The organism is Paenibacillus polymyxa M1, assembly GCF_000237325.1.
In the GTDB taxonomy this organism is placed as follows: Bacteria; Bacillota; Bacilli; order Paenibacillales; family Paenibacillaceae; genus Paenibacillus; species Paenibacillus polymyxa_C.
This window is the reverse complement of the sequence record NC_017542.1, coordinates 5,419,369-5,434,739: the sequence shown is the minus strand read 5'-3', so window position 1 is coordinate 5,434,739 and position 15,371 is coordinate 5,419,369. Positions and strand designations below refer to the sequence as shown.

Below are 15,371 nucleotides of genomic sequence, written 5' to 3'. Positions count from 1 at the left end.
TAAGGTGGCTCTTTAAGTTGCTATTCTTTTTGTTCTTTATGCTTGGGCTAAATATTGCTGTACCAGTTCATATCCAGCCACGCCCATTACAGGATATTGATTATATTCTTTTAGTTCCAGGTTGCGTACATATTCATCTCCGTAATACAGATGGCCCGCGCAATTAAAATATTTTAGCTGCTGTTGTTCCTCAGATAGAAGGCGATGATCGATAATGGGCCATACTCCCTTCGTCAGATTTTGGGTGGCGGTGAATATAACCTCGAACCTGCCCCGGTAATCTGTGAATGAGAGATATGTAGCTTCACCCTCGTACGCTTGATTCTGACCTATGGATAGAACACCAAAGGAGAACGCTTTTTTGAATCGACCATACAGTGCGCAGATCACCTGACATACCGCAAATCGGCCGTCATGCAGAGGGATAACAAAAATATCGCCTTCCTGATGTTTGATTCTCTTAAATACCATCGTCAGGCCAGCTCTTCCTGAAGGATCTCTGTTTTTAGACCTTTAGCGCTGGTAATTGTAATGCTAATCGCATCAAAACCGTTTCGCTTGGCCTCTTCAAAATCGCACCGTTCGCCGCTGATCAGCTCCAGCTGTCCGTTCTCGTCCACATCATCTGCAAACTCGTCATCCCAATCAACATTATAAAAAGCAGTCACGGTCACCTCAAAGGTATCCTCACCGTCATCGTCCAGATAAGGTAGCAGGGGAGTGCGATTGTTCTGCTGTTCTTCTGTATATACTTCACACAGTAGTGCATCGTAACCATGGCGAGTTCCATCAAAAATGACGATCTGCTCACCTGTGACTGCATCTTCTGCAATAATGAGCTGGGGCGCAAACTCTGTTACAGCGATCAGCTCATCCATGAATTCTCCATAGTAAAAAATGTGAAATTTCGTATTTCCGGCCTGTGAACGGAGCTTACCTGTCCATTCTTGTTCAACCCATGCCTCCGGGTTTTCGGGTACAACCCAATCCTCCAAATAAGCAGGCCCTAATTTAGTATGCTGTGTTTCTGTCATTTATAGCGTCTTCCTTTCTTTTCGTTTTATTATGACATGGACAGGGTAACGATTTTGTTGTCCTCATCCACATCTACCTTCACATTTACTCCGAGCTTGTCCTTAAACAGCTTACTGATATTAATATAATCATCCTTCACCGGCCTACTTGAATTACCAGTGGTGCGAGTCATTCCAGCGGTGATGATGGAGCGCACGTAGGTTTTGTCGAGGCTGGCTTCAGGATTGTAAGTATAAATAACCTGTTCCTGTTGGTTGTAATAATGGGTTAATTCCGTATAGTCGTTGGCATTCTCATACTGTTTTTCCTCACGTACATACTCAGGATGGTCCATGGTATAGTGGATTCCCCCATCCAGAAAAGGATTTTCTTTGGAGGGCTTGAGTTCATACTGTCCATAGGCAAGTTGAAACAGATACTCTATGCCTGAGCCCTCCGCCTGATAGTAGAGCTGACGATGGTCCCCATTTTTATCTATTGCGGTATAACTGCTGATTAAAGGCCAGGCATCATATTTTTTACCCTTTACCTCAAGGGCCAGCTTGTAATGTACAAGCACCTTCTCATTTTGGAATAATCCAAAGCTGCTCATAATGAAATAGGCAGGCACACAAATAATTCCGATAATCAATATGAATATAAATATTCTTACACGCATAAGTAGAGTGATTCTCCTTTGGTTGTCGATTATGTGGACAGCTCACGCTGGGCAGATGCACCGAATTCCTCATGTTGCAATAATTGCTTCAGCGCATGTTGTGCGAAAGGGTGGGCTTTATGTGCGCGGAGCAGTGCAAAAGCGGCCCCCTTGACTAAGATATATGTATCACTGCGGATTAAGTCCAAAGCTATATGTAGCTCTGCTTCTGAACAAGGCATCCATGCCAAAGTTTGTAAAGCTGCGTTTCGTACATCATCATCTTCATCAGGCTTGGACAGCAGCTCGCGAATTCCTCGCATGATCATCGGCTGCTGGCTCTGATCCGCATATAGCCCGATGACCTTCAGCGCTTCTATACGAAGCAGATCATCCTCAGATGATTGCTGCACAAGCTGCAAAAGGAATGCGATGGTGTCCCCCATGGGCTGGGGTATAGCTGTTAATTCGCGTAATGAGACTAATCGATCTTCATACGATAGTGTAGGGAAAATAGATAAGAACGTCTTTCCGTCATCATCAGTTTGTATGGACATATACCCCCCTCATTTCTTAGCCAGATTACTTTTTGACATTGTGTATTACCTACTCTCGTTGTCTGTAGTTCGATAAAGCTTCTTCCGTTCCGCCACCCTCTAGCAGCACCATAACCGCATAGGAGATTGTATCAATCCAATCGTCAAGCGTACTAATCTGCTCTACGGTCAGCAGGTGATTTCGCTGCAGCATACCATCAGGATGCAACGCCCATGCCCGTGTATATTGGCAAATCCCCCACAGAGCGGATATAAGCTCCCGTTCTACGGACGGTTTCTCCAACTCATCTGCCAGAACTTCAATGATAGTCATGAGCTCATGAAAATTATCCTCGATCAGTTCTCCCTGGAAGGGACGAAGCATCCCTAGAAACCCGCTTCGCATTTTGGGATGCTCCAGATCATCATGAATAAAAGAATGACAGCGCAACAGCTCACGGGCTTCATGTTTATTCATGAAGTTCCGTAATCTCTGCACGGATGCCTCTGCACAGAAAGCTGCCTGACAGCCCTGACAAGGCATCGATGTCAACGACCATGTCTGCTTCTTCATAGCGGAAATCGAGCTGCAAGATGATATTTTCTGTTTCTACAGGGGTTAATACATGCTCTTTGGTTTCCAGAAATGTAAAAGTCACTGCATAGCGTGGAATATCTTTGGCTGGAGCCTCAGGGATCACTGGTGCATCAGCCGAAGGTTCCAGATCCGGTGATTTAGGAACTAGCACGCTAGCGGGGGATAGCTCAATTGTCAGTGTAATCTGGTCTTTCGTCATATTGGCAGCCGTGATTCGGTCATAGTGAAAAGGTGGAAAATAGCCGAGCTTTTCTACAATGCTGTCTGCACCTTGAATAGAAACGGTTGGAGAGAAAGCCAGTTCCAGTCCGATGGACCCTGTCAGTTGGTCTTCATATTCTGGATTGATACGGATAAGGACCTGTTCCGACTCTACCTTCAAAATCGTACCTATAAAATACTGTTTGCCATGGATCAGAACAACATCATGCGGAACGAACGGCAGAGCTCCTCCCGCTTGATAATGAATGAGATATTCGTTTTCTTTTTTTTCAGCCTTTTGAACTTGAATTTGCATAAATTGCAGCCTCCTAGGGTTAATGGGATGACGGATTGTTTAAGTGTGTGGTAAAGGATACGGAGTCCACGATTGAAAAACATACTTCATATCCGGAGTATCCTTTTCGAGCATAAATGGAAGAATATCCATAATGGCACGTGCTTTACTACCAGCATAAAAGTTGCGCGAGCTGTGTAACAGTTTGGTTGCCTTTATCCACTGGCTCAGCTGCATCATAACGTCTTCGACGATTGTTTGGTCGATACGTTCATAAATGTCCTGACGGATCGAAACAAGCATCCCGCAATTGTTGGGAGATTGACCCATAGGGTCATTGGACAAAAGAATGTAGACTTCCGGCGTTGTCCCTTTGTTATAGGACGATTTGATACTGGGAGCCTCGATAACCAGCATCAATGGAGTCAATTCATTATCGGTTACAATGCGGAGCAACTCCTGCTTGTCCCAGCGGATCTTAGCGTGTTTGGCTTTCTTGGATTGATAGACAGACACACGGGTATTGCGGATTCCTGATATGTTCAGGAATGTTTCAAAACAATCGAACAGGTTAGTAAAGCACTCTTCGGCAAACAAAGTGTGCTTCTCCGATAAGGAACCTGTCATTATGAAATTATAATGTAGATTGTTAACCACAAGCATCCATCCTTTATTCATGAATTACCAATTCTCCTACCATAATATATGACATGGTGATTGAATTCACCTTTTGCGTTATTCGTTAAAATCGTTTGGAAACCAGTTCAACTTCGCGTATACTAGGAAAGTCATATATGGAACGGCCTGAGCCGCCTTGCGGCCGTATGTTGAGTTACATGAACAGATTCAACGATAACGGATATGCTCCCTTCCTGAAAAGGGGAGAATGAGAACCGATACAAAAATGGGAATTCTGAACTATGGAACGATAGATGTCATATGGCACATGAACCTATTTTACGTGACACATATTGAATACAGATAAGGGAAGTGAATACAACTTGAAGAATTTTACAGCATTAGGCGTGGAGCAACATTGGGTAGAAGCCTTGAAAGAGCAGGGCATCTCAGCGCCAACACCTGTACAGCAGGAGTCCATTCCACTGTTGATGGAAGGTCAGGATGTGATTGCCGAGGCACATACGGGGACAGGGAAGACGCTTGCGTTTTTACTGCCGATTTTACAAAAGCTGAATTTGGACAAGCGGCACCCGCAGGCGCTTGTGATTGCACCTACGCGTGAATTGGCACTCCAGATTACAGAGGAAGCTAAATGCTTGGCTGCTGCGGAGCCAAGTTTATCTCTACTAGCTGTTTACGGAGGACAGGACGTGGAGCGTCAGCTTCGTAAACTAAAAGGCGGCGCACAACTGATTATTGGTACACCTGGGCGACTGCTGGATCACCTGAGACGTGGCACGCTCGATCTAGGCGGCATTAAAATGCTGGTCCTGGATGAGGCTGACCAAATGTTACACATGGGCTTCTTGAACGACGTGGAGACGATTCTGCAGGAGGTTCCTTACCGGAGACAAACAATGCTGTTTTCCGCTACGATGCCAGCTGGTATTCGTAAGCTGGCTCGTGTCTATATGAACGAACCCGTTGATGTCAAAGTGAAATCGGCTTCTTCCGTTCCAGTGAGCCAAATCCGTCAGGTCGTTGTACAAACAACAGACCGTGGTAAGCAACAGGCATTGGTAGATATGCTGAATACGGATCGTCCGTATTTGGCTGTTATTTTCTGCCGTACTAAGCGTCGGGCTTCTAAACTGAATGAGGAGCTCCAGGAGATGGGGTTCGAGAGCGGTGAGCTGCACGGGGACTTGTCCCAGAACAAGCGGGAGCAAGTGATGAAGGCGTTCCGTGAGGCGAAACTTCAATTGCTCGTAGCGACAGATGTAGCCGCACGCGGCTTGGATGTAGAAGGCGTCACGCATGTCTTCAACTATGACATGCCACAGGATGCCGAAAGCTACATCCATCGCATCGGGCGTACCGGCCGTGCCGGAGGCAAAGGCGTTGCGGTGACGCTCGCCACGCCGAGGGATGTTCCGGAGCTTCGGAACATCCAAAGAGTTGCTGGTGTCACATTCACCAGCAGTGAGGGCGGCGGGCAGCGTAGACCTGCTCCCGATACGGCTGAGCGGCAGGGTAGAAACGACCGCTCAGGCAGAAACGACCGCCGTTCCTTTGGTGGCAACGATGCTGGCGGTGGACGCCGTAGCGGCCGCGAACAGTCCGGTCGTCGTGACGGCGCAAACGGCGAGCGTCGCTCCAACCGTAGCAGTAGTGAACGCGGCGGATATGATCGCGATCGCAGCAACGGCGGTTCCACACGCGGAGGTCAAGGCCGCTCGGCGGGGCAAAGCAGCGGACGCGGCGGATATGATCGCGGCAGCAGTGGTTCTGAACGCGGAGGTCAAGGCCGCTCGGCAGGACAAAGCAGCGGACGTGGCGGATATGACCGCAGCAGCGGCGGTTCCGCACGTGGAGGCCAAGGTGGACGCGGTGGACAAGCCAAAGGCGGTCCGCGTGGGGGTCAAGGTCAAGGAGGCCGACGCGGACGGTCCAGGTAGATAAAATAGGGGTATTCTCATAGAATGCTCCACTATGGTTATCATAATAGCCCCGGGGAGGCTCATCTTCCGGGGCTATTATAATCTTCAACTATGCCGCTGCAAGAACAGCATCATAAGATAAAGAGCAGCGAAAGATGCCTTGAGATAACCGAATAGCGGGTAGGACATTTTTTAAAAGATAATTTGGAGGGGTTATACATCATGCAGGAACAGGATATGGGCAAGCGTGCCATGGTCTCAGCATGGATCAGCCTGATTAGCAACATCCTCTTAACCGGCATCAAAATCATCGCAGGACTCATGTTCAACAGTAAGGTGCTGGTGGCCGATGGTGTGCATAACGCCGGGGACGTGATTGCTTCTGCAACCGCACTGGGAGCGATGAGAATATCCAGCCAGCCTCCGGATGAGGATCATCCTTATGGTCACGGCAAGGCAGAAGTCATTGGTGCTAGTGTGGTGGCGGTCATATTGTTCGGGGCAGGTATATTTATCGGCTATCATTCCATTGCTGCGCTGTTCGAACCGATGCCACAGGAGCATATACTAGCCTTAGTGGCAGCCATTATTTCCTTGCTCTGGAAACAGTGGCTGTATCTCTACACAATTCGTATTGGCAGAGCGGCCAATAGTCAGGGCCTCATTGCGACGGCAAAAGATCACCTCGCTGATGTATATGCCTCTGGAGCGGCTGTATTGGGCATCGGATTAGGACTGATCGGGGAACACTGGGATATTCCGATTTTATCTTACGGCGACCCCATTGCGGGGTTTGTAGTGGCGTTGCTGGTTCTGAAATTGGCATGGGAAATGGGCCGCGAATCTATAGATGTGCTCATGGAGAAGGCTATTGCAACCGAGGAAATCGAAAGCTACGCAGCAGCCGCACTGAGTGTAGCCGAGGTTCAGCGTATTGACCGTATCCGTGCCCGTGAGCACGGTCATTATATTATTGTAGATATCCGAGCTTCAGTGGATGCCTCTTTGACGATTCAGCAGGGACACGATATTATCCGGCTGATCAAGAGGGCCGTCATGAAGCGGGAGCCACGGGTTTATGAGGTGCTTGTCCATTTGAATCCGTGGTATGCAGACGACCTCCATGCTGTAAAATCAACAGAAAAAGAGCCTGAAGATAAGGTGTAACCGATACGAATAACGCCCCTAGAACAAACGCCTCGAATTGACAGATAACTTGCCGGAAGGGTATGCTTTTAAAAGCCGAACGATGATGAATAAAAGCGAGGTTACCCGAAAATATGCGAAAATTTTTAAAATGGCTAGGTATTTCTGTGACTGCTACAGTCCTTTTAGTGGGCGGATATTATGCTTATTCTATATATCATTTTACGAATCAAATTTCGGTTGCTTCCGGCCAGGACTCGAAATTTAAACCGCAAACCCAAACATCAACCAATGTACAACCTGTAGAGGTATCACTCCCACCGGAATGGGATGGAACAGAGAGAGTGAATATTCTGCTGCTTGGCGGCGATTCTCGTGGAGAAGATTCAGGGCGCTCTGACTCGGTTATGGTTGCTTCTGTTGATCCGGTTACGAAAAAGGCTACCCTGATGTCGATTCTTCGTGATACGTACGTCAAGATCCCGGGTCATGGGCAAAGTCGATTGAATGCAGCCTTTTCCTACGGTGGGCCTGATTTGACCAGACAGACTGTGAGCGACCTCCTGGGGATACCAATTCAATATTATGTATATACTGATTTTAATGGTTTCATTGCGTTGGTTGATTCTGTAGGTGGTATTGACCTGGATGTCGAAAAAGATATGCATTATACGTCCAAGGCAGACAAACACCAGTTTGATATTGACTTGAAAAAGGGAATGCAGCACATGGACGGCAAAACAGCCTTGCAATATGTACGTTTCCGTCATGATGCGACTTCCGATTTTACACGTACGGAGCGACAGCGCAAATTCATTACCGAACTGGGCAGTAAAATACAATCGACCTCGTCGCTCATTAAACTGCCAAGTATTTTAAATAGCATATCTCCTTATATTGAAACGAATCTGAGTACAACGGAAATGCTGCAGTTGGCTTCATTGGGTTTTAATATCGATGCTAAAACAGTAGCGAAGCAGCAAATCCCGCCAAACGAACTGGTGCGCGGGGAAACCATCAAAGGTGCGCAGGTGTTGGGTGTGGACGAGCGGAAGCTCAAGCGATTCATACAGAATCTTTTTGAACAAGAAAACAAACCGGTGACTACGACGGTGGAGGCTGCCACCACGACAAATGATACTCCATAACCCTTCAAAGCAAGCGAAGTTCGTACAATAACGTACAACTTTGTTTGCTTTTGTGTTTATTTGGGTATAACCTTGTATATTTTGTTGCAAAAATATATCGTAATTATGAAGAACGTATACTCATCTGTCTAAAGAGAAGGGGAATGTCATGTGGAAATAACTCCGGCATGGAAAGACCGGTTTAAGAAGTTTTTCCTGAACAACAAGTTTGTGTTATTCCTGTTGGTATTGCTGCTGATCGGTTTGAATATCTTAGTGCTTACCAAAATTTCATACATATTTACGCCTGTCATCGTGTTGCTGAAAACGATCATTCTCCCGGTCATTTTGTCCGGTGTATTGTACTATCTGCTCAATCCGCTGGTAGATGTACTGGAGCGAAATAAGGTAAAGCGGGTATACTCCATTGTTGTCCTGTTTTTGCTCATTATAGGGATTATCGCTATTGTGATTACATCGGTGGTACCTGTGATCCGTGATCAGATACAGGGCCTTATCCAAAATGTCCCTGCCTATACCGAGCAAGTCAAACAACAGTTTGAGCGACTGATTGGCAGTAACTTTGTCAACCAATTCCAGAACACCATTCAAATAGATCCATCTGAACTGGCCTCCAAAGCTTCTGAAAAGTTATCTGGCTTTATCAATAATGCATGGACGGGTGTGGGAAGCTTTTTGGGTGTGATTACGGAAACTGTGCTTGCGATCGCTACGGTTCCGTTCATTCTGTTCTATTTGCTGAAAGATGGACACAAGCTGCCGCAGTGGATTCTAAAAATGCTTCCACCTATGTTTCGTAAAGAGACAGATCGTATCATGACCGAAATGAATCATCAGGTCAGCTCGTATATTCGTGGACAGATTATTGTCAGCTTCTGTATTGGAGTGCTGCTGTATATTGGTTATCTGATTATTGGATTGGACTACTCTTTGACACTTGCGGTCATTGCGTCCTTTACGAGCGTGGTTCCCTACTTAGGTCCTGTAATTGCCATTACACCCGCGTTAATCGTAGCTATAGTTACCTCACCGATCATGCTGCTCAAAATGGTTATCGTATGGACAGTCGTCCAGCTTATTGAGGGTAAATTTATTTCACCACAAATTATGGGTAAATCTCTTCGAGTACATCCGATCACGATTATCTTTGTTATTTTGACAGCAGGCAATTTGTTTGGTGTGGTAGGAATTGTACTGGCTGTTCCAGGTTATGCCGTCTTGAAAGTAATCGTGACCCATCTGTTTAGTTTCTTTCAAAAGCGTTCACATCTTTATGAAGCAGATAAAGTAAAGTAAAAAGCAAGTCTCTATAAAAAGTAAACATGGCTAAATATGTGCGGTAAATCTGCTATTTTGCCCCTCTTGGTTAACTGTGGCTTTACGTGCTATAATTAATGCCTATTCGTATTCCAAAATAGAAAGGTCAGACTTTTTATGATAAAACTCAGCATTCTTGACCAATCTCCGGTATCGGAAGGCATGACGCATGCACAGGCATTACAAAAGACTGCTGAGCTTGCTATAGAGGCGGAACGCCTGGGTTATCATCGCTTCTGGGTATCCGAGCATCATGCAGCCTCTAACCTTGCAGGCTCCAGCCCGGAGGTATTGATTTCACACCTGGCTGCCCGTACCTCTACCATTCGAGTGGGGTCGGGTGGTGTGATGCTGCCTCATTACAGCGCTTATAAAGTAGCGGAAAACTTCCGGGTACTGGAGGGATTGTATCCGGGACGCATTGATCTGGGTCTGGGGCGAGCGCCTGGAGGAATGCCGATTGCTACCAGAGCTTTGCAGGAGGGGAAAATGCGGGGCGGCGTTGATCTGTACCCCGAGCAGCTGGATGATCTGCTAGCCTATTTGCACGATAGCACAGGCAACCAGCATCGCTTCGGTTCGCTACAGGCGATGCCGCTCGTAGAGACCGTGCCGGAAATGTGGCTGCTTGGCTCCAGCGGCGATAGCGCAGGTCTGGCCGCCGAGCGTGGCGTAGGCTTTGCGTTCGCGCAGTTTATTAATGGTGAAGGCGGCACAGGTGCTATGAAGGGATATCAGGAAAGCTTCCAGCCTTCCCAGCATAGTGAGCAACCGCGTTCGCTTGTTGCCGTATTTGCGATCTGCGCGGATACCGAGGAGGAGGCCAATCGTTTGGCATCCAGCATGGACTTGTCCCTGGTGCTTTTAGAGCAGGGCACGCGTTCCGCAGGGACACCTTCTGTCGAAAAGGCGCTTGCGTATCCGTATACGCCATATGATCGGATGCGCATTCGTGAGAATCGCAAGCGTATGGTGGTCGGTTCACCCGAACAGGTGAAGCGTCAGCTTGAGCAATTATGCAAGAACTATAATGCACAGGAGATCATGGTTGCGAGCATCATTCACGACTTTGATGCCAAAATGAAATCAATACGCCTCATGGCTGAAGCATTTGGACTGTCCTCTGTACAGGCTTAATGCGAATGGCCAGAATTAAAAGATCACAGCTTTAGGGCTGTGATTTTTTTTGACTTTTGAGGAAATATTGAACGTTACGCATTGTAAATTAGAAGGAATATGCCAGTTAACACTTGATAATGATTATCAATATCTTTATTATATAAAGATAGAATGAAGTTTTGATGAATGTCGTGCGTTAAGCCCGTGACTATATATATTGGATTAGGGAAAGGGATGATTCCAAATGTTTCGTCTGAAAACGGCAAATCTGGATATTGCTTATGAGGATCGATTAATCGTAGAAGATCTGAACGTAGAAATACCGCAGGGAAAAATCACAGCATTGGTGGGGGCAAATGGCTCCGGTAAGTCAACCATTCTGAAAACGATGGCTCGCATCATGAATCCTAAAGGCGGTAGCGTTCTGCTGGATGGTAAATCCATTCATAAGCAATCCACCCGGGAGGTAGCGAAGCAGTTGGCTATTTTGCCGCAGAATCCGACTGCGCCGGAAGGGTTGACCGTGACGGAACTGGTATCTTACGGACGTTTCCCCTATCAAAAAGGTTTTGGTTCCATGAAAGCGGAAGATCGCAAAATGGTAGAGTGGGCCATCCAAGTAACGGGAATGAGCGAATTTCACGATCGTCCGATTGATCAGCTTTCTGGTGGTCAGCGTCAGCGTGCCTGGATTGCTATGGCGCTTGCGCAAGATACGGATATATTGTTTTTGGATGAGCCGACTACATTTTTGGATATGGCGCATCAACTGGAAGTGCTGCATCTGTTAGAGTATCTGAATACTTCGGCAGAACGCACCATTGTTATGGTCGTGCATGACTTGAACCATGCAGCCCGGTATGCTCAGCATATGATTGCGATCAAAAAAGGGAAAGCGAAGGCGGTAGGAGCCCCGACTGAGGTTATGACCCCCGATGTGCTGCGTGAGGTGTTCGGGATCGAGGCGGATATTGTTACTGATCCTCGTACAGGGGTACCACTCTGTCTTCCGTATGCTTTGGCTGGTCAGCCTGCGGTAAGCCAAGCAGTAAAGGGAATGAATGTAGAAGAGAAGCAAACGGTGGGTTCTGTTGCCGAGCGGCGTGATGCTAGACCACAAGTAGCAGCAAGAGGTTAGAGGGTCATCAAGTGGCAGCATCAACGGTAAAGGGTCTGTGGATATTGGCATGTCCGTCACGTTTTGGGTAAAATAGGTTAAGAACCTAAACCAAGCGACATGAAGGAGGATGCTGTATGTCTGTCTATTCATATAATGCTGTAACACCAGCCAATCAGGAGGTTTCTCTGGAAACTTACACAGGTAAAGTGCTGGTTATTGTGAATACCGCCAGTAAGTGCGGACTTACCCCGCAATATGGGGATTTGCAGAAGCTTTATGACGAATATAAGGATCGAGGGCTCGTTGTTTTAGGCTTCCCTTGCAACCAATTTGGCGGTCAGGAGCCGGGCAGCAGCGAGGAAGCGGCTGAATTTTGCCAATTGAATTACGGGGTTAATTTCCCGGTATTCGCCAAAGTGGATGTGAACGGACCGGATACAGCAGCTCTGTTTGAATATTTGAAGAAGCAGCAGCCTGGAGAACAGGAAGATGGTACAATTCAGTGGAATTTTACGAAATTCATTGTGAATCGTGAAGGTGTGCCTGTGGGGCGTTTTGAGCCTAAGGAGTCACCGGAAGCGATGAAAGCTGCCATTGAGCAGTTGTTATAATAGCTTCGTGTAATTCCAAAGCATATGTATAAACAAGGTCTGATTTCTGCCTGTCTCAGGGGAAACAGACCTTTTTTTATTCTCTAAATGAGCATTTACCTAAGAATTGACGCATCGTGTGGAAAGTCTGTTCCAAGGGCATAATCAGGGGGCAGACAGGGAAAACTGAATGGAGCAAAAAAAGATTTCAGCAAACGGCTGATCTCAGACATCCTTACCTTTTTAAATGTGGACAAACTGTGAATATCATAAAAAGCTATTGTAATGTGAAAAATATCACACTATAATAAGCGCATGAAGTGAAATAAATCACAAGAAGTAACGAGTTGCCTAAGTGAAAGTATTCACAATTATTATACATTTTATGCCCACACACCAAGGAGGAATTCAACATGAAAGTAGCAGTTATCGGATGTACACACGCAGGTACAGCAGCCATAGTCAACACAGCTAAATGTTATCCAGATGCCGAAATTACGGTTTATGAGCGTAATGACAATATTTCATTTTTATCTTGTGGTATTGCACTGTACGTAGGTGGTGTCGTCAAAGATCCGCACGGATTGTTTTATTCGTCCCCAGATCAACTGGCTGATATGGGTGTAGTGACCAAGATGCTTCATGAGGTAACGAGTGTGGATACAGCCGGCAAAACGCTGCATGCACGTAATCTCCAAACAGGTGAGGAATTTACGGACACATTTGATAAATTGATTGTGACTACTGGATCGTGGCCAATTATTCCGAAGCTGGAAGGCATTGAACTTGATCATATTTTGCTCTGCAAAAACTATAATCATTCGAATGAAATCATTGAGAAAGCCCAGCACGTACAGAACATTACAGTCGTCGGAGCTGGATACATTGGTGTTGAACTGGTAGAAGCTTTTCAAATGAACGGTAAGAACGTAACGCTGATCGACAGTGCTGATCGTATATTGAATAAGTATTTAGACCATGAGTTTACAGACCGGATTGAGAATTCCCTGAGAGAACATGGCATTAAGCTGGTACTTGGCGAGACAGTAAGTCGTTTTGAGGGGACTAACGGTAAAGTAAGTAAGGTCGTGACCTCTAAAGGAGAGTATGAAACAGAGCTTGTTATACTCTGTATCGGTTTCCGACCTCAAACGGATCTGCTCAAAGGTCAGGTAGATATGTTGCCTAACGGTGCGATCATTGTGGACAATTATATGCAAAGTAGCTGCCCGGATGTGTTTGCAGCAGGCGACAGTTGTGCAATTCGTTATAATCCGACTGGCAAAACAGCGTATATCCCATTGGCGACGAATGCGGTTCGAATGGGGACGCTGGTGGCACGCAATCTGGTACAGCCGACCATTGCCTACATGGGAACACAAGGAACCTCGGGTATCAAAATTTACGAAGATAATATTGCGGGAACAGGAATGACAGAAGCCGCAGCAACCGACGAGGGGATGACTGTAGAAGCTGTAACCATTGAAGATAGCTACCGTCCTGAGTTTATGCCAACCTCTGAAAAGGTATTGCTGAAGGTTGTATATGAGCAGGAGACACGGAGAATTGTTGGGGCACAAATTATGTCGAAGGTCGATTTGACGCAATCCATTAACACGCTGTCTGTAGCCATTCAAAATCATATGACCATTGACCAGTTGGCTTTTGTCGATTTCTTCTTCCAGCCGCACTATAACAAGCCTTGGAATTTCCTGAACGCGGCAGGTTTGCAAGCATTGCCTACAATATCCGAACGGAACCCAGTTACTGTATAATTCGATTTGTCTGTGACATTGTTCATAAGTTTGTCAACAATCTGAAGCGTACGGATGAATCCTTATAGTACAATATAGAGAGCATAAGGATTAGGGGGAGACTTTATAATGGATTTGTTTTATATCCTTTTTCTTGTAGTTGTTGCAGCCGTCGGTCTGGGCGGAGTTCTTTGGTTCTTGAGAGCTGTTGAAAAGGAAGAATACAATTAAATGTAAAGCGCGTAGTAGCGCAGTAGATGTAATAAAATAGAAAAACAGTCCTTTATCCAAGGGCTGTTTTTTTTACACTTTATAAAGTGATTTTTTTCACAAACAAAATCACTGATTTTAAATAAAATATAAAAGAAGAATATTTTGTTTAAAAGATATTAAAGGAGCGGGGGCAGATGGCAAGCTATAAACCGGGGCAAATTGCCGAAAAGACGGTGGAAACAGGAGTGGCCAAGGCGAACAACCCGTGGACTGTGGCGGTAGTATTGGGATTTTTAGCAGGTGCATTTATTGCACTCGGGTTTTTGCTGGATATACGCGTTATTGCAAGTGCACCTAAAGAATGGGGGAGCATTGCTACCTTTATTGGAGCTGCGGTGTTCCCTGTAGGTCTGGTGTTAGTTTTGATCGCTGGTGGGGAATTGCTGACCGGTAATATGATGGCAGTGCCTTTGGCGAGATGGGCAGGACGAATTAAGACAGGAGCCATGCTTCGTAATTTGGCGATTATTACGCTCAGTAATTTTGCAGGTGCATTATTTGTTGCATTTTTCTTCGGTCATGTTCTGGGCTTGACCGAAACGGGTCCTTACCTGGATAAAGTGGTGGATATGGCAGGACATAAGCTGCATGAAAGCTTTTTGCAGTCTTTTATATCAGGTATAGGATGTAACTGGCTCGTAGCACTGGCTGTATGGATGGCTTATAGCACAGACTCCATCGGCGGCAAAATTATGGGAATTTGGTTCCCGACCATGGCCTTTGTTGCTATCGGATTTCAGCACGTTGTAGCCAATATGTTTCTCATTCCGGCGGCTATTTTTGCAGGTCATTTTTCGTGGGCAGAGTATGTTATGAATTTCATTCCGGTTTGGTTGGGGAATTTGGTAGGAGGCAGTCTGTTTGTGGCTGGAGCCTACTGGCTGGCCTATCTGAAAAAAACTCAAACCAACACACATTCCGTGAATGAATCTCAAATTACTCCTTCCGTTGCATCCAATCCGTTGAGTGATCATGCATAATCACGTTACTTTATGAAGCAATGAACAAAGCAAATCCGCCATGACAGGCCCGGGGGAACGA

At 46.2% G+C, this 15,371-nt stretch carries 16 protein-coding genes; 9 read left to right on the top strand and 7 right to left on the bottom strand.

Translation table 11 applies throughout. The annotated features are described in order from the left end of the window. Positions 1-36: 36 nt before the first annotated feature. Genes PPM_RS24420 through PPM_RS24390 form a run of 7 tightly spaced genes read right to left on the bottom strand, consistent with a single transcriptional unit; the run spans position 37 to position 3,980 of the window. Entirely contained in the window at positions 37-471 is a 435-nt protein-coding gene (locus PPM_RS24420) for an immunity 26/phosphotriesterase HocA family protein (protein WP_013373496.1), read from the bottom strand. Positions 472-473: 2 nt separating this feature from the next. Continuing rightward, complete coding sequence (locus PPM_RS24415) at positions 474-1,034, bottom strand: hypothetical protein (protein WP_013373495.1); 561 nt, start codon at positions 1,032-1,034, stop codon at positions 474-476. Between the two features lie 29 nt (positions 1,035-1,063). Next, positions 1,064-1,693: a hypothetical protein gene (locus PPM_RS24410; RefSeq protein WP_013373494.1), complete on the bottom strand. Its 630-nt coding sequence runs from the start codon at positions 1,691-1,693 to the stop codon at positions 1,064-1,066. Positions 1,694-1,722: 29 nt separating this feature from the next. After that, complete coding sequence (locus tag PPM_RS24405; RefSeq protein ID WP_013373493.1) at positions 1,723-2,229, bottom strand: HEAT repeat domain-containing protein; 507 nt, start codon at positions 2,227-2,229, stop codon at positions 1,723-1,725. A 49-nt stretch (positions 2,230-2,278) separates the two neighbouring features. Continuing rightward, positions 2,279-2,686 (bottom strand): hypothetical protein, encoded by a 408-nt coding sequence (locus PPM_RS24400; protein WP_013373492.1) that lies wholly within the window; start codon positions 2,684-2,686, stop codon positions 2,279-2,281. Next, the gene (locus tag PPM_RS24395) at positions 2,679-3,323 is read right to left on the bottom strand and encodes an immunity 50 family protein (RefSeq protein WP_013373491.1); all 645 of its coding nucleotides are present in this window, start codon (positions 3,321-3,323) and stop codon (positions 2,679-2,681) included. Before PPM_RS24395 ends, PPM_RS24400 begins: the two co-directional genes overlap by 8 nt. Positions 3,324-3,362: 39 nt before the next feature. Further along, on the bottom strand, positions 3,363-3,980 hold the full coding sequence (locus PPM_RS24390; RefSeq protein ID WP_013373490.1) for a hypothetical protein: 618 nt from the start codon (positions 3,978-3,980) through the stop codon (positions 3,363-3,365). A gap of 323 nt (positions 3,981-4,303) precedes the next feature. Here PPM_RS24390 and PPM_RS24385 point away from each other — a divergent pair, with 323 nt between their 5' ends. From PPM_RS24385 to PPM_RS24345, 9 genes are all read left to right on the top strand, one after another. Next, positions 4,304-5,881, top strand: coding sequence for a DEAD/DEAH box helicase (locus PPM_RS24385; protein WP_013373489.1), 1,578 nt, complete (start codon positions 4,304-4,306; stop codon positions 5,879-5,881). Between the two features lie 204 nt (positions 5,882-6,085). Beyond that, the gene (locus PPM_RS24380) at positions 6,086-7,030 is read left to right on the top strand and encodes a cation diffusion facilitator family transporter (RefSeq protein WP_013373488.1); all 945 of its coding nucleotides are present in this window, start codon (positions 6,086-6,088) and stop codon (positions 7,028-7,030) included. A 113-nt stretch (positions 7,031-7,143) separates the two neighbouring features. Further along, positions 7,144-8,157 (top strand): LCP family protein, encoded by a 1,014-nt coding sequence (locus PPM_RS24375; protein WP_013373487.1) that lies wholly within the window; start codon positions 7,144-7,146, stop codon positions 8,155-8,157. 150 nt (positions 8,158-8,307) lie between these two features. Further along, positions 8,308-9,453: an AI-2E family transporter gene (locus PPM_RS24370; RefSeq protein ID WP_013373486.1), complete on the top strand. Its 1,146-nt coding sequence runs from the start codon at positions 8,308-8,310 to the stop codon at positions 9,451-9,453. 138 nt (positions 9,454-9,591) lie between these two features. Then, on the top strand, positions 9,592-10,611 hold the full coding sequence (locus tag PPM_RS24365) for an LLM class flavin-dependent oxidoreductase (protein WP_016324835.1): 1,020 nt from the start codon (positions 9,592-9,594) through the stop codon (positions 10,609-10,611). A 226-nt stretch (positions 10,612-10,837) separates the two neighbouring features. Beyond that, positions 10,838-11,731 (top strand): ABC transporter ATP-binding protein, encoded by an 894-nt coding sequence (locus PPM_RS24360; RefSeq protein ID WP_013373484.1) that lies wholly within the window; start codon positions 10,838-10,840, stop codon positions 11,729-11,731. 116 nt (positions 11,732-11,847) lie between these two features. Further along, positions 11,848-12,324 (top strand): glutathione peroxidase, encoded by a 477-nt coding sequence (locus PPM_RS24355; RefSeq protein ID WP_013373483.1) that lies wholly within the window; start codon positions 11,848-11,850, stop codon positions 12,322-12,324. A gap of 392 nt (positions 12,325-12,716) precedes the next feature. Then, positions 12,717-14,078, top strand: a complete 1,362-nt coding sequence (locus tag PPM_RS24350) for an FAD-dependent oxidoreductase (RefSeq protein ID WP_013373482.1) — start codon at positions 12,717-12,719, stop codon at positions 14,076-14,078. Positions 14,079-14,464: 386 nt separating this feature from the next. Continuing rightward, positions 14,465-15,310: a formate/nitrite transporter family protein gene (locus tag PPM_RS24345; protein ID WP_013373481.1), complete on the top strand. Its 846-nt coding sequence runs from the start codon at positions 14,465-14,467 to the stop codon at positions 15,308-15,310. Positions 15,311-15,371 lie beyond the last annotated feature (61 nt).